18 protein-coding genes are annotated in these 21,076 nt (G+C 58.0%); 6 read left to right on the top strand and 12 right to left on the bottom strand.

Features of this window, described 5'->3' with window-relative positions; all coding sequences use genetic code 11:
* Positions 1-2: 2 nt before the first annotated feature.
* The 3 genes from trpE to rpe form a co-directional block, all read right to left on the bottom strand.
* Positions 3-1,484, bottom strand: coding sequence for an anthranilate synthase component I (gene trpE, locus RGV06_RS16835; RefSeq protein WP_046810032.1), 1,482 nt, complete (start codon positions 1,482-1,484; stop codon positions 3-5).
* Positions 1,485-1,554: 70 nt separating this feature from the next.
* Entirely contained in the window at positions 1,555-2,373 is an 819-nt protein-coding gene (locus RGV06_RS16830; protein WP_322150590.1) for a phosphoglycolate phosphatase, read from the bottom strand.
* Positions 2,370-3,044 (bottom strand): ribulose-phosphate 3-epimerase, encoded by a 675-nt coding sequence (gene rpe / locus RGV06_RS16825; RefSeq protein ID WP_019823117.1) that lies wholly within the window; start codon positions 3,042-3,044, stop codon positions 2,370-2,372. Before rpe ends, RGV06_RS16830 begins: the two co-directional genes overlap by 4 nt.
* A 189-nt stretch (positions 3,045-3,233) precedes the next feature.
* On the opposite strand from rpe, the gene RGV06_RS16820 reads away from it, so the two are divergent.
* Positions 3,234-3,692 (top strand): REP-associated tyrosine transposase, encoded by a 459-nt coding sequence (locus tag RGV06_RS16820; RefSeq protein ID WP_037031864.1) that lies wholly within the window; start codon positions 3,234-3,236, stop codon positions 3,690-3,692.
* On the opposite strand, the gene RGV06_RS16815 is transcribed toward RGV06_RS16820, so the two are convergent.
* The 6 genes from RGV06_RS16815 to RGV06_RS16790 form a co-directional block, all read right to left on the bottom strand.
* Positions 3,689-4,513 (bottom strand): ABC transporter permease, encoded by an 825-nt coding sequence (locus RGV06_RS16815; protein ID WP_019823113.1) that lies wholly within the window; start codon positions 4,511-4,513, stop codon positions 3,689-3,691. The genes RGV06_RS16820 and RGV06_RS16815 overlap by 4 nt on opposite strands.
* Positions 4,514-4,523: 10 nt before the next feature.
* Positions 4,524-5,771 carry an ABC transporter permease gene (locus tag RGV06_RS16810; protein ID WP_046810030.1) on the bottom strand — a complete coding sequence of 416 codons (1,248 nt, stop codon included), beginning with the start codon at positions 5,769-5,771 and terminating at the stop codon, positions 4,524-4,526.
* A 68-nt stretch (positions 5,772-5,839) separates the two neighbouring features.
* Positions 5,840-6,880 (bottom strand): ABC transporter substrate-binding protein, encoded by a 1,041-nt coding sequence (locus tag RGV06_RS16805; protein ID WP_019823109.1) that lies wholly within the window; start codon positions 6,878-6,880, stop codon positions 5,840-5,842.
* A gap of 40 nt (positions 6,881-6,920) precedes the next feature.
* The gene (locus RGV06_RS16800) at positions 6,921-8,045 is read right to left on the bottom strand and encodes an ABC transporter ATP-binding protein (RefSeq protein WP_019823108.1); all 1,125 of its coding nucleotides are present in this window, start codon (positions 8,043-8,045) and stop codon (positions 6,921-6,923) included.
* Between the two features lie 376 nt (positions 8,046-8,421).
* A complete protein-coding gene (locus tag RGV06_RS16795) occupies positions 8,422-9,057 on the bottom strand; it encodes a response regulator transcription factor (RefSeq protein ID WP_173667387.1) in 636 nt (211 codons plus the stop codon).
* 7 nt (positions 9,058-9,064) lie between these two features.
* Positions 9,065-11,455, bottom strand: a complete 2,391-nt coding sequence (locus RGV06_RS16790) for a PAS domain S-box protein (protein ID WP_322150585.1) — start codon at positions 11,453-11,455, stop codon at positions 9,065-9,067.
* 74 nt (positions 11,456-11,529) lie between these two features.
* On the opposite strand from RGV06_RS16790, the gene RGV06_RS16785 reads away from it, so the two are divergent.
* Positions 11,530-12,513: an alpha/beta hydrolase family protein gene (locus RGV06_RS16785; RefSeq protein WP_322150583.1), complete on the top strand. Its 984-nt coding sequence runs from the start codon at positions 11,530-11,532 to the stop codon at positions 12,511-12,513.
* A 6-nt stretch (positions 12,514-12,519) separates the two neighbouring features.
* Here RGV06_RS16785 and RGV06_RS16780 read toward each other — a convergent pair whose 3' ends face one another.
* From RGV06_RS16780 to RGV06_RS16770, 3 genes are read right to left on the bottom strand one after another with little or no spacing between them, the layout of a single operon-like run.
* Positions 12,520-13,284: a DnaJ domain-containing protein gene (locus tag RGV06_RS16780; protein ID WP_198821660.1), complete on the bottom strand. Its 765-nt coding sequence runs from the start codon at positions 13,282-13,284 to the stop codon at positions 12,520-12,522.
* 1 nt (position 13,285) lies between these two features.
* Entirely contained in the window at positions 13,286-13,957 is a 672-nt protein-coding gene (gene murU / locus RGV06_RS16775; RefSeq protein ID WP_019823099.1) for an N-acetylmuramate alpha-1-phosphate uridylyltransferase MurU, read from the bottom strand.
* Positions 13,954-14,979 carry an aminoglycoside phosphotransferase family protein gene (locus RGV06_RS16770; RefSeq protein ID WP_322150580.1) on the bottom strand — a complete coding sequence of 342 codons (1,026 nt, stop codon included), beginning with the start codon at positions 14,977-14,979 and terminating at the stop codon, positions 13,954-13,956. The genes murU and RGV06_RS16770 overlap by 4 nt, the downstream gene beginning before the upstream one ends.
* Positions 14,980-15,110: 131 nt before the next feature.
* Between RGV06_RS16770 and RGV06_RS16765 the strand changes: the two genes are divergently transcribed.
* From RGV06_RS16765 to rsmA, 4 genes are read left to right on the top strand one after another with little or no spacing between them, the layout of a single operon-like run.
* On the top strand, positions 15,111-17,861 hold the full coding sequence (locus RGV06_RS16765; protein WP_019823095.1) for an LPS-assembly protein LptD: 2,751 nt from the start codon (positions 15,111-15,113) through the stop codon (positions 17,859-17,861).
* A complete protein-coding gene (gene surA, locus RGV06_RS16760; protein ID WP_019823093.1) occupies positions 17,842-19,176 on the top strand; it encodes a peptidylprolyl isomerase SurA in 1,335 nt (444 codons plus the stop codon). Before RGV06_RS16765 ends, surA begins: the two co-directional genes overlap by 20 nt.
* Positions 19,173-20,162, top strand: coding sequence for a 4-hydroxythreonine-4-phosphate dehydrogenase PdxA (gene pdxA, locus RGV06_RS16755; protein ID WP_322150577.1), 990 nt, complete (start codon positions 19,173-19,175; stop codon positions 20,160-20,162). The genes surA and pdxA overlap by 4 nt, the downstream gene beginning before the upstream one ends.
* Positions 20,159-20,977, top strand: coding sequence for a 16S rRNA (adenine(1518)-N(6)/adenine(1519)-N(6))-dimethyltransferase RsmA (gene rsmA, locus RGV06_RS16750; RefSeq protein WP_019823089.1), 819 nt, complete (start codon positions 20,159-20,161; stop codon positions 20,975-20,977). Before pdxA ends, rsmA begins: the two co-directional genes overlap by 4 nt.
* The last annotated feature ends 99 nt before the right edge of the window (positions 20,978-21,076 follow it).

Below are 21,076 nucleotides of genomic sequence, written 5' to 3'. Positions count from 1 at the left end.
GTTCAATCCCGCGGGGTTTGCTCGGCCAGGGCCACGGCACGGAACATTGCACGACGCTTGTTCAGCGTCTCTTCCCATTCCAGGGCCGGGACCGAGTCAGCGACAATGCCGCCGCCAGCCTGTACATGCAGCTCACCGTTCTTGATCACCGCCGTGCGGATGGCAATTGCGGTGTCCATATTGCCGTTCCAGGCGAAATAACCGACCGCGCCGCCATAGACACCACGCTTGACCGGTTCCAGCTCATCGATGATTTCCATGGCGCGGATTTTCGGTGCGCCGGACAACGTGCCCGCCGGCAGAATCGCCCGCAGTGCGTCCATCGCTGTCAGCCCGCTTTTCAGTTGGCCCGTCACGTTGGACACAATGTGCATCACGTTGGAATAACGCTCGATCACCATCTTCTCGGTCAGCTTGACCGAGCCGATTTCAGAGACACGGCCCGTGTCGTTACGACCCAGGTCGATCAGCATCAAGTGCTCGGCGATTTCCTTGTCATCACTGAGCAGGTCTTCTTCGAGTGCCAGGTCGGCCTCTTCAGTAGCTCCACGCGGGCGAGTACCGGCAATCGGGCGCACGGTGATCAGGTTGTCTTCGACCCGCACCAGCACTTCCGGCGAGCTACCCACTACGTGGAAGTCGCCAAAGTTGAAGAAGTACATGTAGGGCGTCGGGTTGAAACAACGCAGCGCGCGATACAAATCGATCGGCGCGGCCTTGAAATCGATGGACATGCGCTGCGACGGCACCACCTGCATACAATCGCCTGCGAGGATGTAGTCCTTGATCGTGTCGACGGCTTTTTCGTAGTCGTTCTGCGTGAAGCTGGAGCGGAACACCGGATCAGCTGCTTGCTGTGCAGTGAAGTCCAGGCCACGACGTGGGGTAATCGGCTGACGCAGCTGCTCGAGCAGTGCCTCAAGCCGAGCCTGACCTTCTTCATAGGCCTCAGGCTGAGACGGATCAACCAGCACGATGGCGTGCATCTTACCGGCCAAGTTATCGAAGACTACAACAGCGTCCGACACCATCAGCAAAATGTCTGGCACACCCAGTGGATCAGGATTCGGGCACTTGCCCAGACGCTTTTCTACATAGCGCACGCAGTCATAACCGAAGTAGCCCACCAGGCCACCATTGAAACGCGGCAAACCGGCAATGGTCGGCACGTTATATCGAGCCTTGAACGCTTCAACGAAGGTCAGTGGATCTTCAGCTTCGCAGGACTCGATCTCGATACCATCATGAGTCACGCTGACCTGGTGATCATGCACACGCAAAACCGTGCGGCAGGGCAAACCAATGATCGAATAACGGCCCCACTTTTCACCGCCTTGCACCGACTCCAGCAAATAGGAGTTGGGCTGGTCAGCCAGTTTCAGGTAGATCGACAGCGGTGTGTCGAAGTCAGCAAGGGTTTCACGTGCAAGGGGGATACGGTTGTAGCCGGCATCGGCCAAACGCAGGAATTCTTCGCGGATCATGAGGTGCCTCGTGGTCTGAGGGTAGAACGGTCAGGTGTGCAAACGTGCCGACTGTGCGGCCAGATTCAAGTCAGGCGCGCCAACGCCAACGGGCCAGGGCCTTGATAACTTTCATCCAGAGTTTGCGAGTGACCACCACGATAGAGTCTCTTCGAGAGGGGGAAGCAGAATTGCTCAACGTTATCTCAGGCGTAGAATCTAAGCAACCGGCTATCAGTTCTTGCAGGTTACCAATCACCATATCCGGTGATTCTTCTTCAATCGGTCGACCATGGTTGTAGCCATAGCTCAGGGCTACGCAACGCACACCGGCAGCCTTTGCCGCCAGCACGTCATTGCGCGAATCGCCGATAAACATCGACTGGGCGGGAGTAACACCCGCCATTTTCATCACAAACAACAGCGCGGCAGGGTCGGGTTTTTTCTGTGGCAGGGTATCACCACCGATAATCCAGCGAAAAAACCGTCCCAGCTTCAACTCATCCAGCAAAGGCGCAACAAAGCGCTCAGGCTTGTTGGTGATCAAGGCCATTTCAACGCCCTGCTTTTGCAGCCACTTGAGGCTTTCGCGTACGCCGGGATAAACCTTGGTGTGCTCATGGCCGCCATCGTAAGCCTCCATGAAAATTTCCAGCGCCTGCTCGGCGTCGGCGTCGTCGACACCGCTGCCGTCCATGTCGCCTGCCAGGGCACGACGCACCAGCATGGGTGCGCCATTTCCGATCCACAGCCGCACGTTCTCAATGCCGGCGGGGGGGCGGCCCAATTTGAGCAGCATGGTCTCCACGGCGACAGCCAAATCCGGTACTGAATCAATCAGGGTGCCATCCAGATCGAACATCACCAGCTTTGGCAACTGACCTTGGAGTAGCTGCTCAAAACGGCTCATGGACGTGCCAACGCAAGCTCGGCACGCATTTTTTGAATGACTTCTTCGTAGTTCGGGGTATTGAAAATTGCTGAACCGGCGACAAAGGTGTCGGCGCCTGCTTCAGCGATTTCGCGGATGTTGCCAACGTTCACGCCACCGTCGATTTCGAGGCGAATTTCGCGACCGGAAGCATCGATCAACGCACGGGCTTCTCGCAGCTTGTCCAGCGTGCCCGGGATGAATTTTTGCCCGCCAAAACCCGGGTTGACGCTCATCAGCAAGATCATGTCGACCTTGTCCATGACGTACTTGAGCACATCCAGCGGTGTCGCCGGGTTGAACACCAGACCTGCCTTGCAGCCGCCTTCGCGGATCAGTTGCAGGGAGCGGTCGATGTGCTGGGTCGCTTCGGGATGGAACGTGATGTAGGTCGCGCCGGCCTCGATAAAGTCGCCGATGATGCGGTCAACCGGGCTGACCATCAGATGCGCATCGATGGGAGCGGTGATGCCGTACTTGCGCAAGGCTGCGCAAACCATCGGGCCGATGGTCAGGTTGGGTACGTAATGATTGTCCATGACATCGAAGTGAACGATGTCAGCACCCGCGGCGAGTACGTTGTCCACTTCTTCGCCAAGACGGGCGAAATCGGCAGAAAGAATCGATGGGGCAATAGCGAAGGGCTGCATGACGCACCTTTTAGTGGGCTAAACACGGTGGCGCGCATTGTATACCGCTGGCTATGTGCCGCACACCGTGACCGCGATGATTGGCCCAATGCCAACCGTAGCAGAGTGCAATATCCGGTTAAGTGTTTGCTTGTTAACTTGTCGATGGCTGATCTAGCGTTAGAAACAACCAAAACTGAGGGCAATGGATTGCCAATTTCAAACAGCGCTTGTCGCCTGCGTATCGGACGCTACTCCGAGCCCGGCCACATATACCTACTCACCACCGTCACCGAACTACGCCGGCCAGTTTTTACCGACTTCCATCTGGGCCGTCTTGTGGTGAACCAGTTTCGGCAAGCTCATGACGAAGGTATCGTCAGGTCCATAGCCTGGGTGGTCATGCCCGACCACTGCCACTGGCTCGTAGAGCTACGCCGTAAAACCTTGGGCGAGTTGATGTGCCGCTTCAAATCACGCAGCAGCGTAACGGTCAATCAGGCATGTCAATCCAGCGGACGGTTGTGGCAAAAGGGCTATCACGACAGGGCAGTCAGGCAAGAGGAGGACATAAAAGACATCGCCCGCTACCTCATCAAAAACCCGATCCGCGCCCAATTGACCACGCGGATCGGCGATTACCCCTTGTGGGATGCCTGCTGGGTTTAAGCCTGCGCCGTGCGCAACTTCTCACTGCGACCGCGCAACCATTCCAGCGTCAGCAACAACACCACCGAAAACGCGATCAACAAGGTGGCCGCTGCAGCAATGGTAGGGCTGAGGTTTTCACGGATGCCGCTGAACATCTGCCGTGGCAAGGTCGCCTGCTCAGGCCCAGCCAGAAACAGGGTGACCACAACTTCATCAAACGATGTCGCAAAGGCAAACAGCGCACCTGAAATCACCCCCGGTGCAATGAGTGGCAATGTCACTCGACGAAAGGCGGTCAGCGGTGAAGCACCCAGGCTGGCAGCCGCTCGCACCAGGTTCTGGTTAAAACCTTGCAACGTGGCCGACACGGTAATGATTACAAACGGCACACCCAATACCGCATGCACCACGATCAGCGAGATGTAGCTGTTGCCCATGCCCAACGGCGCAAAAAACAGGTAACTGGCCACACCGATGATCACAACTGGCACCACCATCGGCGAGATCACCAGGGCCATCACCAGTGCCTTGCCCGGAAAATCACTTCGGGTCAGGCCGATCGCCGCCAACGTGCCAAATACCATCGCCAGCACGGTGGCCAACGGAGCCACGATCACGCTGTTTTTCAAGGCACGCATCCACTCAGCTGAAGCGAAGAAGTCCTGATACCAGTGCAACGAAAAGCCTTGCAGCGGATACACCAGAAAGCTGCCCGAGTTGAACGACAACGGAATAATCACCAGAACCGGCAAAATCAGGAACAGCAGAATCAGCCCGCAAAGAATGCGCAAGCTGTAGAACCAGACCCGCTCAACGGGTGACATGTAGGGGCTCAACATGGCGCTCTCCTTAACTCAAACGCAGGCGGCTGGCGCCGACCAGCCAGTTGTACATCAGGTACAACACGACGGTCGCCAGCAACAACAAGCCGCCCAATGCTGTCGCCATACCCCAGTTGATACTGGTGTTGGTGTAGAACGCCACGAAGTAGCTGACCATCTGGTCGTTCGGGCTGCCAAGCAAGGCCGGGGTGATGTAGTAACCAATCGCAATGATGAATACCAGCAAGCAACCCGCCCCAATACCGGCGTAAGTCTGCGGGAAGTACACCCGCCAGAAGCTGGCAAATGGATGACAACCCAGTGAGATGGCTGCACGCATATAGGTAGGCGAGATACCTTTCATCACGCTGTAGATCGGCAGAATCATGAACGGCAACAGTATGTGCACCATCGAGATGTAGACCCCGGTGCGGTTGAACACCAGTTCCAGCGGCTTGTCGATCAGGCCGATGCTGATCAGTGCGCTATTGATCAGGCCGCCCGACTGCAGCAACACAATCCAGGACGCGACCCGCACCAACACCGAGGTCCAGAACGGCAACAGCACCAGGATCATCAACAGGTTGCTTTGCCGTGTTGGCAGGTTGGCCAGCAAGTACGCCAACGGGTAGGCCAGCACCAGGCAAATACAGGTGATCACAAAGCCCATCCAGAAAGTACGAGCGAAGATATCCAGATAGATCGACTGATCAGGGGTTGCCTGGGCGATTTCACCCAGGTCGTCGATGCGATGATCGACAGCCGCCAACAGATAAAACGCGGTCACGCTGGAGCTGTTACGTTTGATCGCCTGCCAGTACGCCGGGTCGCCCCAACGCTCATCAATCCCTTCCATCGCATCTTTGTACGATTCTGGGGCAGCCTTGAAGGGCAGCGCCTTGGCGGTTTTCATCAACAGGCTACGGTAGCCGGCCAATTCCATATTCAGACGCTTGGACAGATCGCCCAAGACTTGATTCTTGCGAGCTTCGGCCAGGTCTTCACTCAGTGCCTTATACACAGGCTCGGCGGGCAAGCCCTTGCCGTCCCAGCTTTCAACGGCAACCACCGTGCGCGGCAAACCCTCGACCACCTCCGGGTTACCGACACTTTTGTAGAGCAGTGCCGCAATCGGTACCAGAAACACCAGCAGCAAAAAGATCACCAAGGGTGCAATCAGCGCCTGCGCCTTCCAGCGGTTGATCCGCTCGGCATGCGCCAGGCGCTTCTTCAAGGTGGGGCTGGAGACCTCGTTCAGGGGAACGGCGACGGCCATGGCGAACTCCGAAAAACTTTAAACGATGGCGGTGCGACCCGATGGGTCGCACCGCAGATCAGGTCTGCTTACTTGGCAGCCCAGGCGTTGAAGCGCTGTTCCAGTTGCTCACCGTTGTCAGCCCAGAAGCTGACGTCGATCTGTACCTGGTTGGCAATGTTTTGCGGGGCTGTCGGCATGTCGGCCTGAACCTCTTTAGGCAGCAATGGCATCGCGTCCTTGTTGGCCGGGCCGTAAGCGATGTTTTGCGAGTAAACGCTTTGCTGTTGTGGCAGCAGGGTGAAGGCCATGAATTTCTTCGCTGCGTCCGCCTTGGCTTTACCCAGCCCTTTAGGGATGGCCCATGCATCAAAGTCGTAAATGCCGCCGTTCCACACGATTTTCAGATTGCTTTCTTTTTGCACGGCAGCGATTCGACCGTTGTAGGCCGAGCTCATCACCACATCGCCAGAAGCCAGGTATTGAGGCGGCTGCGCGCCCGCTTCCCACCACTGAATGCTTGGCTTGAGTTCATCGAGTTTTTTAAAGGCGCGGTTCTGACCGTCCTTGCTCGCCAGCACGGTGTACACATCCTTGGGCGCGACACCATCAGCCATCAACGCGAATTCCAGGGTGTACTTGGCGCCTTTGCGCAGCCCGCGTTTGCCCGGGAAGGTTTTGGTGTCCCAGAAGTCCGCCCAACTGGTCGGTGCAGTTTTCAGCTTGTCGGCGTTGTAGGCCAGAACAGTGGACCACACAAAGAAACCCGCCCCACAGGACTGAATTGCGCCTTTGACATATTGATCAGGATTGCCGAACAGCGCCGGGTCCAGCGGTTCGAACATGTCCTCGTCGCAACCGCGGGACAGCTCCGGGGACTCCACTTCTACCAGGTCCCAAGAGATACTTTTGGTGTCGACCATGGCCTTGATCTTGGCCATTTCACCGTTGTATTCCCCGGCAATGATCTTGCCTTCGCCCTTGGCTTCCCAAGGGGCGTAAAACGCTTTGACCTGAGCGGCCTTGTTTGCGCCGCCAAACGACACTACGGTCAGATCGGTTGCGGCCAGTGCATTGGCCGCAAACATCAGGCCCAGACTTAAGGCCGTGAACTTGAAGGATGTATGCATTGTTATTCTCCACTGTGCAGGGTTGGTGAAGCCGGGGCGATCAATTCGCCTCTAAGAGAGGGTCCAGCGCACGTACATGTTCGACCTGCCAGCCCAGTGGCACGACGTCGCCGACAGCCAGGGTGGGGTCCAGCTCGGCAATCGGCTGTTTCACAAAGAAATCGTTCATGCCGCAGACTTCCAGGCGTACCCGGACGTGGTCGCCCAGGTAGATAAACTCCTCAACCCGACCCGAGAACCGATTGGCGCACGACTCGCTGGAACCATTGAGGCTGATACGTTCAGGGCGAATCGACAGGGTCACCGGATCACCTGTACGACCGACATTCACCGCCAGGGCCTGGACTTTCTCGCCCCGGCTCAGCTCGACCACACAGCGATCGCCGTCCTGGCTGTGCAGCCGGCCATTGAGGCGGTTGTTCTCGCCGATAAAGTTGGCAACAAAAGTGTTTTTCGGCTCTTCATAGAGCATGCGCGGCGGAGCGATTTGCTGGATTTCACCTTGGTGAAACACGGCAACGCGATCGGACATGGTCAGCGCTTCACCCTGGTCGTGGGTCACGTAGACCACGGTCACGCCCAGGCGCTGGTGCAGGTGTTTGATTTCCATCTGCATGTGTTCACGCAGTTGTTTGTCCAGCGCCCCCAAGGGTTCATCCATCAGCACCAGCTGCGGCTCGAACACCAGCGCACGGGCCAGCGCCACGCGTTGCTGCTGGCCGCCAGACAGCTGGGCCGGGTAGCGCTGGGCGAAGGCGTCGAGCTGAACCATGCTCAGCACCCGTTTGACCCGCTGACTGATATCGGTTCGGTTCAACCCGCGCACCGACAGGGGAAAGCCAAGGTTTTCGGCCACGGTCATGTGCGGGAACAACGCATAGTTTTGAAACACCATGCCAATGTCGCGCTTGTGGGGCGGCACGTTGTTGATTGAGCGCCCGGCCAGCAAAATTTCACCGGCGGTGGGCGTCTCGAAACCGGCCAACATCATCAGGCTGGTGGTTTTGCCCGAACCTGAAGGCCCGAGCAAGGTCAGGAACTCGCCTTTGCGAATCTCCAGATTGAGATCTTTGACGATCAGGTTTTCACCGTCGTAGCTCTTTTGCACGCCACGAAAGCTGACCAGAATCTCATCCGCCCCAGCGCTTGCACCGACCTCACTCATAACCACACCTTTTGTTTTGGACTGCCGTAGCCCAAGACTAAAGAAGCGGCTACCCCACAGAAATCGGGAGGCAAGAGAGATTCACATCAGGAGGTTGGAAAGCTTTGGGTAGGGATTGCCCTACAGGGATGTCGTGAATAGAACGGTTAGGCGCGGCAAACCCTGCAACAGGGCACAGGACTGGCCAACCAGGGTCGTAAACAGATATGCCAGCACAAAACATCATCCCGTAGCAGCTGCCGAAGGAGCGAGGCTGCGTTCGACGATGCAGTCGTCGCAGAACCGCAAAGCGCGCTGGGCCAGGCAGACCCGGGACTCAGGATTCACGGTCGCTGCGCAACCGGACGCAGCCTTCGGCAGCTGCTACGAAGTCACGCTACAACAACTTATGTTCCATCGCGTACTTCACCAGTTCGGCCAGCGACGTGACATTGAGCTTTTGCATCAACCGCGCCTTGTGGGTGCTGATGGTCTTGCTGCTCAGCGCCAGCTGCTGGGCAATGTCATTGACGTTAACGCCCTGGGCCAGGCGCTTGAACACCGAAAACTCACGTTCGGACAGCAAGGCATGTAAGGGTCTTGAATCAGTCAGGCCGACTTCGAACACCATACGGTCAGCCAGGTCCGGGTCGATGTAGCGCCCTCCTGCCGCGACCTTGCGGATCGCCATCAGCAGTAGTGCCGGATCGCTGTCTTTGGTGGCATAGCCCGCCGCGCCAAACTTCAGCGCCCGTGCCGCCATTTGCGCTTCATCGTGCATCGACAACACCAGAATCGCCGGTGGATTGTTTAAGGCCCGAATACGAGGTATCGCTTCAAGGCCATTCACCCCCGGCATGGAGATGTCCAGCAGTACCACCTCACATGGCACATGACGCAAGGTTTCCAGCAACTGCTCGCCATTGCTGGCCTCACCGACTACCAGCAGGTCTTTGGCCAGGCCGATCAATTGCTTGATCCCTTCACGCACAATGGTGTGGTCTTCTGCTACCAGTACACGAATCACGAGCATTTCCTCATCAACTTTTATCAACCAAGGGCACGCGTACAATCAGGGTCGTTCCCTCCCCCGGAACACTGTGCAAAAACAAGGTTCCGCCCAACATCAAGACCCGCTCTCGCATCCCCACAACGCCGAAGGAAGTCGGCCTGCCAGTCGCAGGCACAAAGCCTTGCCCATCATCGCTGATACTCAGGCACAGATCCTTGCCCTCCACACTCAAGGTCAACTCAACCGTGTGCGCATGGGCATGGCGCATCACATTGGTCAGAGCCTCTTGCAAGATACGGAACAAGCCCACTTCCTTGGCCGCACCAAGCGGCGGCAAGTGCTCCGGCACCTGAACCAGACACGGGATGTGCGTACGCGCTTCAAAGCGTCTGGCCTGCCACTCGATGGCCGAGCTAATACCCGCATCCAGAATCGGCGGACGCAGTGACGTAGCCACGTCGCGCACTAACTGGAAGAGCTGGGCAATCAACTTTTTCATGCTGTTGAGCCGCTCGTTCAACCCTGGATCAAGCTGCGCATACGCCAGCTCGCACATCGAAGTTTCCAGCTTGAGCACCGTCAACATCTGCCCCAACTCATCATGAACTTCACGGGCGATGCGCGCCTTCTCTTCTTCGCGCACGCTTTCAAGGTGCGCAGACAATTCGCGCAACTGCCCACGGGAGCTGTCCAGCTCGAGTTCAATACGTTTGCTCTCGCTGATATCCCAGACAATACCGTCCCACACTACGGTGCCATCATCCAGACGACGGGTAATCGCTTTGATCTCGGCCCAGCGCTGCTCGCCTTGGCGGGTCAAAATCCGACCTTGCCATGACCAGTCACTGTCACTGTCCAACGCCAGATCCTGCACACGATGGTAATCAGCCCTGTCATCAGGATGCACTAGGCTGCGCAGCCCTACCTCGCGCAGGCGCAGCGTAGCCGGGGAAAAACCGGCCAGGCTTTCGCTGCCTTCACTGATGTAGGGGAAGTCCAACTCGCCCGTCAGCAACGAGCGTTCCAGACGAAAGACAAGCCCCGGGACGTTGGCGGCAATCCCCTGTAAGCGCGCATCGCTTTCTTGCAAGGCGGCCTGCACCCGGTGCCGCTCAGTGATGTCATTGAGGTATACCACCAAATATTCTGCCGTCTGAAAACGCAGAAAACTCAAGGTCACATCGGCGGGAAACTCACTGCCATCGGCGCGAACGCAGAGGGTTTCACTGCGGTGCACGCCCTCTTTTCGATTTCGCGCGCGCCGCCACATATTCAGCCAGCGGTCCATGTTCAGGCCCGGTTCAAAATCGCTTAACGGTCGATCCAGCACAGCCCCCGGCTGGTAGCCGAGCATGACTTCCGCCGCCCGATTGGCATAGCGCACGTGACTGTCCCAGTTGACCCATAAAATACCCACCGGGCTTTGGTCGATCGAGAACTGGCTCAAGCGTAGCGCCTGGGCGCTGGCCGTACGCAAGACGATGTCTTCACGTGCGCTGAGTAAAGCGCGCTCCAGTCCTGTTTGCTGACGACGCTGCCACACCACAATCGCCATGCTGGCCAGTAACAGCGCACCCATCAGCAGGCTCAGGTTCTGCCAAAAGCCGGGCGATGGCCCAAGATGCGGATACTTGGGCTGCAGCCAGCGGCTGTGCAGTTGCTCCATGTCCCGCGCCGGGATCGCATGCAACCCGCGCTCAACGATGCCGGCCAACTGCGGCCAGTCGCGGCGCGTCGCCACCCGCAACAACTGCGGCAAACCTACATCACCCACCACGGCCAGCTCTGCGAACTCCGGTTCGACAGACAAACGACTGAGCTGTGCCTCATCGATGACGGCATAAGTCGCTTGCTGACTGAGCAACAGTTGCAGGGCCTGGCGCTCCAGAGGCACACCTTGCAAGTTGAGGCCGGGGTAACTGCTGCGCAAAAAATCGGCCGTGGCACTGGGCATGCGCACCGCGACCCGGGTCTGGCTGTCGACTCTCTCCAGATCCACCGAACCGGTGCCATTGCGCGTGCCCACCAATAACTGCGGCACACGCATGTAAGGATCGGAAAACTGCCACAACCGCAAACCCGCGGGGGTTTGGGTCAACCCGGGCACTAGATCGATTTCTCCGGCACGGGCAGCGTGTTCAAGTTGTGCCAGGTCCTGATAGTTGCGCCATATCAGTTCGACATCCAGCGCCTGAGCCAGCCACTTCATCAGCTCGACGTTGGCTCCCGAAAGCTGCTGCAACCGCTGATCAAACTTGGCATAGGGCGCCTGCAAGACCAGTCCCACCCGAAGTTCCTTGTGCTGGGCCAGCCACTCGCGTTGATCCGCCGACAGTTGGGCCGCAGGCACAGACGCCGCATTGCCCATTAAGGGCAGCCATAACCAGCCGATAACCCACAGATAGCAAAAACGTCTCATCTAAACGCTCACACCCTGACAAATACTGATCAACCCATTACCCTGCCGGGACTACTTCTGGCCTGGAATAACTGATGTTTTCATATCGTCTGGCATTGCCGGCCTTGTGCTTGTCGTTGCTGTTGCCACTCGCCTCGCCAGCGCTTGCAACCGAAACCGAAACCGAGGCCCAGCCCAAGCCTGCCGTGCGTGAGCCGCTGCCCGAGCGCAGCCAGGAAGACGCCGACGCTCTTGAGCGACAAGTTCCGCAGCACGAACAGCAACAGCTTCAAGCGCCGGGCGACAGTTTTCTTGCCCTCTGGAAACCTGCCAATAGCAACGCCCCCAAAGGTGCGGTAATCATCATCCCCGGGGCCGGTGAAACCGCCGACTGGCCGCTGGTGGTAGGCCCTCTGCGCAATAAGCTGCCGAACGCCGACTGGGCCAGTTTGAGTCTGAGCTTGCCGGACATGCAAAGCGAAGCCAGTCAGGCGCGAGAAGTCGAAGCAGAAAAAACTCCTACGTCATTAACGACAGACAGTAGCAGCAAAGCAGCCAGCACCACAGCCAAACCCATCGAGCAGGCGGCCAGTGCTGGCACCGAAAATGCGGAGCCCGAGACCGCTCAAACCGTAGATGCTTTGAACGAAGCTGATGCCGAACGCATCTTTGCTCGCATCGACGCAGCTATTTCCTATGCCCAGCAACACAACATGCGCAGTATTGTCTTGCTTGGCCATGGCACGGGCGCCTACTGGGCATCGCGTTATATCAGCGCAAAGCATCCGGCCCAGATCCAGAAACTGATCATGATTTCTGCTCGCAACCCCGTTCAGGCCACGTCAGAGTTGAGTCAACTGACAGCTGGCCTCAACGTGGCACTGCTGGATATCTTCTACAAAGACCAACCACTCGCCCGCGAAGACGCCTTGCAAAGGGTGCAGGCAAGCAAGCGCGCCAACGGGTCGAATTTCAAGCAAGTGGGATTGTTCGCCACCCCAGGAAACCGGGATGGCGAACAGGAGCAACTGTTTCGTCGAGTTCGCGGCTGGCTCAGCCCGCAGCCTGTGGATAAGTGAACGGCGCTAAAACCCGCGCTGTTCACGAATAAAAGCGTAGGCCTGATGCAGCTCACGGGTTTTTTCCGTGGCCTCTCGCACCTGAACTGCACTGGCACCTGTGCCAGCAACCTTGTCAGGATGATGACGGCTTAGCAGCCGTCGATAGGCGCGCTTGATCTGCTCAGGATCACTGGTGGCCGTCACCCCCAGCAAAGTCAATGATTGCTGATAAGTACCGCCGCGAGTCGCCAGCGGTTTTTTATGGACGTCATATTCGCCCCCCAGTGCCAGAACCCGCTGCCGTGTCCAGCCCAGCCAGCCCCCCCAGAGTGCAATCAACTCTCGTTCCTGGGGCGCAACACGGCCATCAGCCAGTATCATCCGCCAGCAGGCCCGCAACACACCTTCTGCCGCATGGGGCTGAGCTTTAAGACGCCGCAGGTAGCCACGCAGCGAATCATTGCCGGACTTGCCGCGATTGAACGCGGCAATGGCACGCTTCTGCGCTGCGGGCTCCATGTCGAGCTGACGCATTTCAAGCCGCGCCTGCTCGATATGTTTGTCCACCACTCGCCCACCGCTTTTTGCCAGCCGACCGAGCAGCAAAAACAACAGCTCATCGTTGCGCAACACCGGCCGGGCGCCAAGGCGCTCAAGCAGGTGTGCCCAACTGTGCAGTTGCAAGCGCCGGTCCAGCGCTTGCCCTAATAAAGCACCGAGCATGGCCCCCGGAATGCTGGCAATAAAAAAACCCGCTCCGGCTCCAACAAGAGTCCCTGGCCATAGCATGTTAGCGAGCGCCCTCAATCAGCGACTCGACCTCGGCCAAGCGCTCATGCGTGCCCACATCGACCCAATGCCCGAGTAAACGCTCACCCGTCACTTGCCCTGCGGCCATTGCCTTGCGCAGCAGCGGTGCCAGCTTGAATGCACCCGCAGCGCATTCTTTGAACAGCACAGGGTGGAGCACTGCAATACCACTGTAGGTCAGCGTATCGCCACCCGACACCCCATCTTCAACCTGCTTGCCGATCAGGCAGAAATCTCCCGTAGTGTGATGCGCCGGGTTATCCACCAATACCAGGTGGGCCAGCCCCGTCAGCGGTTGACGCAGGGCGCCAAAGTCGTAATCGGTCCAGATATCGCCGTTTACCACCGCAAAAGGTTCATCCCCCAACAACGGCAACGCCTTGAAGATCCCGCCACCGGTTTCAAGCGGCTCGCCCTCCGGGGAGTAATGGATGCTGACACCAAAACGCGAACCGTCGCCCAGGTGATCTTCAATCTGCTGGCCCAGCCAGGCGTGATTGATCACGATCTCGGTAAAGCCCGCGGCCGCCAATGCCCGCAAGTGGTACTCGATCAGTGGCACACCGCCAGCGCAAATCAATGGTTTAGGCGTGTGCAAGGTCAATGGCCGCAAGCGCTCGCCCTTGCCGGCAGCCAGAATCATCGCCTTCATGCATCAGCCTCACTGACGAGACCAAGGCTGGCGAACAGCTCACCCAACTCTGCCAACTCAGGACGCCGCTCCAAAACCCCTTCTATATAAGAGAAGAAGCGCGGCACATCGGCCAGGTAACGCGGCTTGCCATCACGGTGGCAAATGCGGGCAAAAATGCCGATCACTTTCAAATGCCGTTGCACACCCATCAGGTCGCTGGCGCGCAGGAACTCTTCAAAGTTCGATTGCACCGGGATACCCAAGGGCAGTGCCAGCTTCCAGTAGTCCTGCAACCAGGCACGCACCCGCTCTTCGGGCCAGCTTAGAAAGGCGTCCTTGAACAGGCAGGTGATGTCATACGTCACCGGGCCATACACGGCGTCCTGAAAATCCAGCACGCCAGGATTGGGAATACTGAGCATCAGGTTGCGCGGCATAAAGTCGCGGTGTACCAGCACTTTGGGCTGTGCCAGCGCACTGTCGATCAGCAGTGTGCTGATCCGTTGCCAGGCAGACAGTTGATGTTCATTGAAGTCAACACCCAGGTGAGCCCGTACGTACCACTCGGGGAACAACTCAAGCTCGCGGCGCAACAAAGCCACGTCATAGCTGGGCAAAGGCTCGACCATCGGCAACTGCTGAAAGGCCAGCAGGGCTTCGATCGCGTCCTTGAACAACTCATCGGCGTTGGTGCTGTTAATCACGTCGAGAAAAGTTTTATTGCCCAGATCGTTGAGTAAAAGAAAGCCGCGATCGAGGTCCTGAGCATGAACTTTCGGCACGTTTATCTGGCAGGTGCGCAAGAAATCGGCAATATCGACGAAAGGTTTGCAGTTTTCCTGGGGCGGCGGCGCATCCATGACGACAAAACTGCGTCCCTCGCCTTCCCAGCGAAAATAGCGTCTGAAACTCGCATCGCTACTGGCAGCAGTCAACGTGGCCGGGGGCACAGGACCCCAACCCTCATTCGCGAACAAGGTTGCCAACTGCTCATCCAGCCAAACTTTCAGGTGTTGCAAGCGTACATCTTGGTCAGGCATTACAAGGGTCTCCGACGGTGCTAGCCGTCAAGCGGGTCATGCTTTATTATCCAGAATCTTTTCCAGACCATCGATAGGCGTGCGGTCCCCCACCGCGGGCTGATGGCACGCAGGAAGCCCGGACTAATAAGATGGCATTGAAATCCCCCGCGTTTCGTAAAAAATTTCCGTTGCTGGTAACCGGCAGTTTGCTGGCCATGCAACCTCTAGCCACGCCGTTCGCTTTTGCTGAGGAGCAGTATGACTGTTCCGTGTCGGCTACGGGTGGCTGGGATTGCGCACCAAAAACCAGCGTGGCGCAACTGCCACCGCGTCCGGCGCATGCCGACGGGTCTGTCGGTGCCAGCGGTGAAACCAGCGAGCAGGTCAAACAGGCCCCGCTGGTGACCGAGGCCAAAGGCCGTGCGCTGAAAGCGCGCAGTGACGACTACAGCCATCTCGACTGGGTGCCACGGGACAAACTGACCGCAGCGCAACTGGCCGAGACCGGTCCGTACTGCTCCGGTTCGTACGTAGAGCCCATCCGTCCGGGCATGAACGACCCCACCAGCAAAAGCGACTCCCCGACCTTTATCGGCGCCAAGGCTTCCCGCTATCAGCAGGAAGAGCAGATCGCGACGCTGGCCGGTGACGTCGTCATGCGCCAGGGCAGCATGCAGATCGAAGCCGACGAAGCCAGCCTGTATCAGGCTGAAAGCCGTGGCGAGCTCAATGGCAAGGTGCGTCTGCGTGACAACGGCGCCCTGATCGTCGGCGACCACGCCGATGTTCAACTGGACACGGGTGCTGCCAAGGTCGATAACGCCGAATACGTGCTGCACAAGTCGCGCATTCGCGGCAGTGCACTGTACGCAAAACGCGCTGAAGACTCGATCATCCGACTCAAGGACGGTACGTACACCACGTGCGAGCCCAACAGCAACGCCTGGCAGCTCAAGGGCAATAACATCACGTTGAATCCGGCTACCGGTTTCGGTACGGCGACCAACGTGACACTGCGGGTCAAGGACATTCCAGTGTTCTACACCCCGTACATTTATTTCCCGATCGACGATCGCCGTCAGTCCGGTTTCCTGCCGCCGTCTTTCAGCAGCAGCTCCGACACCGGCTTTATGCTCGTGACCCCGTACTACTTCAACCTGGCACCGAACTACGATGCCACGTTGTACCCGCGCTACATGACCAAACGCGGTTTGTTGATGGAAGGCGAGCTGCGCTACCTGACCGAGTCCAGCGAAGGTCAGTTCGGTGCCGCGTACCTCAACGACGACAACGACGATCGCAAGCGCCAGACCGACTACACCGACAAGCGCTACATGCTCAACTGGCAGCACAAGGGCGGCCTGGACTCCCGCGTACTGACCGAAGTCGACTACACCAAGATCAGCGACCCGTATTACTTCCAGGATCTGGAAAGTGATCAGATCGGCGTTGAAAGCCGTGACTACCTGAATCAGCAAGGTGCTGTCAGCTATCGTGGCGACAGCTACACCGCCAGGCTGAACGCACAGGCCTATCAACTGGCCACCGTTACTCAGATCACGCCTTACAACATGCTGCCGCAGCTCACCCTCAATGGTGCACTGCCACAGCAACCGGGCGGCCTGAACATTGCCTACAACACCGAGCTGGTTCGATTTGACCGCAACCTCGAAAACGGCAACTACACCAACGAAGATGGCACAGTAGATCCTCGCCTAGACAACAACGTAACGGGCCTGGCTCGAGCCAACGGCACACGAATGAACCTTGCTCCGAGTGTCAGCCTGCCGCTGAACTGGAGTTATGGCTACCTCACGCCGTCCCTCAAGTACATGTATACGCAGTACGACCTGGATCTGGATGGCAAGGGTAAAGGGCAACTTGCTGCTGGAGATAAATTCGACAGTTCGGTCAGCCGCAGCGTGCCAATCGCCAGCGTCGACAGCGGCCTGTACTTCGACCGCAACACCAACTGGTTCGGCACCAACTACCGCCAGACCCTGGAGCCGCGTGCGTTCTATCTGTATGTCCCTGAACGCAATCAGGACGACATCCCGATTTTCGACACCAGCGAGAGCACCTTCAGCTACTCCTCGCTGTGGCGTGACAACCGCTTTACGGGTACTGACCGCGTCGGCGACGAGAACAAGCTGTCGCTTGGTCTGACCAGCCGCCTGATCGAAGACAACGGCTTCGAGCGTCAACGTATCAGCGTGGGCCAGGCCTACTATTTCAAGGACCGCAAGGTTCAGTTGCCTGGCATTGAAGACGACCGCAAAGACGCAACCTCCGGCATGTCTCCTTATGCGCTGGAATACGCTTATCGCTTCAACCGCGACTGGCGTGCAACCGCCGACTACAACTGGGATCCGGAAACCCGCAGCCCGCGTTCTGGCAGTGCGATGATGCACTACCAACCTGAAGACAACCCGAACAAGGTCGTCAACATCGGCTATCGCTATCGCAACGACCAGGTTCGCTATGACCAGTACACCGGCAAGTGGACCGTCGGCGGTGGCGATTTCGGTACTAAGGGCGAACCGGGTTACATCAAGGATTACTACAAAATCCAGCAGCACGACTTCTCGGTTATCTGGCCGATCGTGCCGCAATGGAATGCCATCAGCCGCTGGCAGTACGACTACAACCGCAACCGTACCCTGGAAGCCTTCGGTGGTTTCGAGTACGACAACTGCTGTTGGAAGCTTCGTCTGATCAGCCGTTATTGGGTATCCAACGACGAGTACACCCAAGCAGCCCCTCTTAACGAGAAGGGCGACCATGGTCTCTTCCTCCAAGTTGTGCTGAAAGGTCTCGGTGGCGTTGTTGGCACCAAAGTAGAGAGCTTCCTCGACAAAGGCATCCAAGGTTATCGTGAACGTGAAGATCAAGCTTTCTGAGTGTCTGCGCCCGCTAATGCTGGGCGCGTTGTTCCTGGGTACTGCAGCTAGCGCTGCGGTACAGCCCCTGGATAAAGTGGTGGCCATTGTCGATAACGACGTGATCATGCAGAGCCAACTGGATCAGCGTGTCCACGAAGTTCAGCAAACCATCGCCAAGCGCGGGCAGGGCGTACCGCCTGCCAGCGTTCTGGACCAGCAGGTGCTTGAGCGCCTGATCGTTGAAAACCTGCAATTGCAGCTCGGCGAGCGCTCGGGAATCCGTATCACGGATGAAGAGCTGAACCAGGCTATCGGCACCATTGCCCAGCGCAATAACATGACCATCGAACAGTTCCGTCAGGCCCTGGCCCGCGACGGTCTGTCTTATGAAGATGCCCGTGAGCAGGTGCGTCGCGAGATGATCATCAGTCGTGTGCGTCAACGTCGTGTGGCTGAGCGCATCCAAGTAACGGATCAGGAAGTGAAAAACTTCCTGGCGTCGGACCTGGGCAAAATGCAGATGTCCGAAGAGTACAATCTGGCCAACATCCTGATCCCAACGCCTGAGAGCGCGAGCTCGGATGCCATCCAGAACGCCGCCAAACAAGCTGAAGAAGTCTACAACAAGCTCAAGCAAGGCGCGGACTTCGGCCAAATGGCTATCGCCCGCTCCGGCAGCGACACGGCACTTGAAGGCGGCGACATGGGTTGGCGTAAAGCGGCTCAACTGCCACCTCCTTTTGACCGCATGCTCAGCGAGATGCCTGTAGGTGACGTTACACCCCCGGTGCGTACGCCTGGCGGCTTCATCATTCTCAAGCTGAACGCAAAACGCGGCGGCGAATCAGTGGTTGTGGACGAAGTACATGTTCGCCACATCCTGATCAAGCCAAGCGAAATTCGTAGCGAAGCGGCCACCAAGGCGCTGGCGGATAAACTTTACGAGCGCATCAGCGCCGGTGAAGACTTTGCTGAACTGGCTAAGAATTACTCTGAAGACCCGGGTTCCGCTCTGAATGGCGGCGATCTGAACTGGGTTGATCCTAACTCGCTGGTTCCGGAGTTCCGTGAAGCCATGGCCGACACACCGCAAGGCGTGTTGTCCAAACCATTCAAAAGCCAATACGGCTGGCATGTTCTGGAAGTCCTTGGCCGTCGCGCCACTGACAGCACCACCCAGGCACGCGAGCAACAGGCAATGAACGCTTTGCGTAACCGCAAGTACGACGAAGAGCTTCAATCCTGGCTGCGTCAGATCCGCGACGAAGCCTATGTTGAAATCAAGCTCCCTGGTGCTAACGGAGCAGATAGCGCAGATCAGGCCACGCAGTGAAAACACAGCGCTTTGCCCTCACACCCGGTGAACCGGCAGGTATAGGTCCAGACCTGTGCCTGCTGCTCGCCTCGCAACACCAGCCACACCCCCTGATCGCCATCACCAGCCGCGACCTGCTCATTGAGCGGGCCGCGCAGCTCGGTGTGGCTGTCAGCCTGCTACCGGTAGAACCTGGCAACTGGCCCGAGCAACCGGCACCTGCAGGCAGTTTGTACGTATGGGATACACCCCTGAATGCCGCCGTCACCGCTGGCACGCTGGATAAGGCTAACGCAGCCTTTGTGCTGCAAACCCTGACCCGCGCGGCCCAAGGCTGCGTCAGTGGCGACTTTGCAGGAATGATCACCGCCCCTGTGCATAAAGGCGTGATCAACGAAGCGGGTATTCCGTTTTCTGGACACACCGAATTCCTCGCCGACCTGACTCATACTGAACAAGTCGTGATGATGCTTGCCACTCGCGGACTGCGCGTGGCTCTGGTAACCACTCACTTGCCACTGCGTCAGGTCAGCGATGCAATCACCCCTGAGCGACTGATGCGGGTTACCCGTATTCTGTACGCCGACCTGCAACAAAAATTCGGCATCGCCCAACCGCGTATCCTGGTTTGCGGGCTAAATCCCCATGCCGGTGAAGGCGGGCATTTAGGCCATGAAGAAATCGATATCATCGAACCGACCCTGGAGCGCCTGCGCAGCGAGGGCATGGACCTGCGTGGCCCGCTGCCTGCCGACACTCTGTTTACCCCAAAATATCTGGAACACTGCGACGCAGTGCTGGCGATGTACCACGACCAAGGCCTGCCCGTACTCAAGTACAAAGGGTTTGGTGCCGCAGTCAACATCACCCTGGGCTTACCGATTATCCGCACCTCTGTCGACCACGGCACCGCCCTGGATCTGGCGGGTAGCGGCAAGATCGACACCGGCAGCCTGCAAGTCGCCCTGGAAACCGCCTACCAGATGGCCGAGACCCGTATATGAACGAGCAATACCAACACAAGGCGCGCAAGCGTTTTGGCCAGAACTTCCTGCACGATGCTGGCGTAATTGACCGCATTCTGCGCGCCATCCACGCCAAGGCTGACGATCGCCTGCTGGAGATCGGGCCGGGCCAGGGCGCCCTGACCGAAGGCATCCTCAACAGCGGTGGTCAACTTGACGTCGTGGAACTCGACAAAGACTTGATCCCGATCCTCAATCGGCAATTCGCAGGGATGAGTAACTTCACTCTGCACCAGGGTGATGCGCTGAAGTTCGACTTCAAAAGCCTCAACGCAGCACCGCGCACCCTGCGAGTGGTCGGCAACCTGCCGTATAACATCTCCACACCGCTGATTTTTCACCTGCTGAAAAACGCCGACCTGATCCGCGACATGCACTTCATGCTGCAAAAAGAAGTGGTTGAACGCATGGCAGCCGGCCCGGGCGGTGGCGACTGGGGTCGTCTTTCGATCATGGTCCAGTACCACTGCCGCGTCGAACACCTGTTCAACGTAGGTCCTGGTGCCTTCAATCCGCCGCCAAAGGTTGATTCGGCAATTGTCCGCCTGGTGCCGCACGAAGTGCTGCCGCACCCGGCCAAGGACCATCGACTGCTTGAACGCGTGGTGCGTGAAGCCTTCAACCAGCGCCGCAAAACCCTGCGCAACACCCTTAAAGCCTTGCTCAGCAACGATGAAATCGAAGCCGCCGGCGTCGATGGCAGCAAACGCCCCGAGCAACTCGACCTTGCCGCCTTTGTACGCTTGGCCGACAAGCTCAGCGAACAACCTGTCGTAGCGCCCGCTGCCGACTGATTGCCGTGAAAAACGGGTACCTTGCCAGACGCCACGTCTGGCCTAGTACCCGTTGTTTGGCCTAGACTCAGGCATCAGTTTTATCCCGAACTGTGTCTT

The organism is Pseudomonas sp. CCI3.1 (genome assembly GCF_034313985.1).
Taxonomy (GTDB): Bacteria; Pseudomonadota; Gammaproteobacteria; order Pseudomonadales; family Pseudomonadaceae; genus Aquipseudomonas; species Aquipseudomonas psychrophila.
Note: the sequence above shows the minus strand (reverse complement) of the source record. Positions and strands in the feature narration are given on the sequence as shown.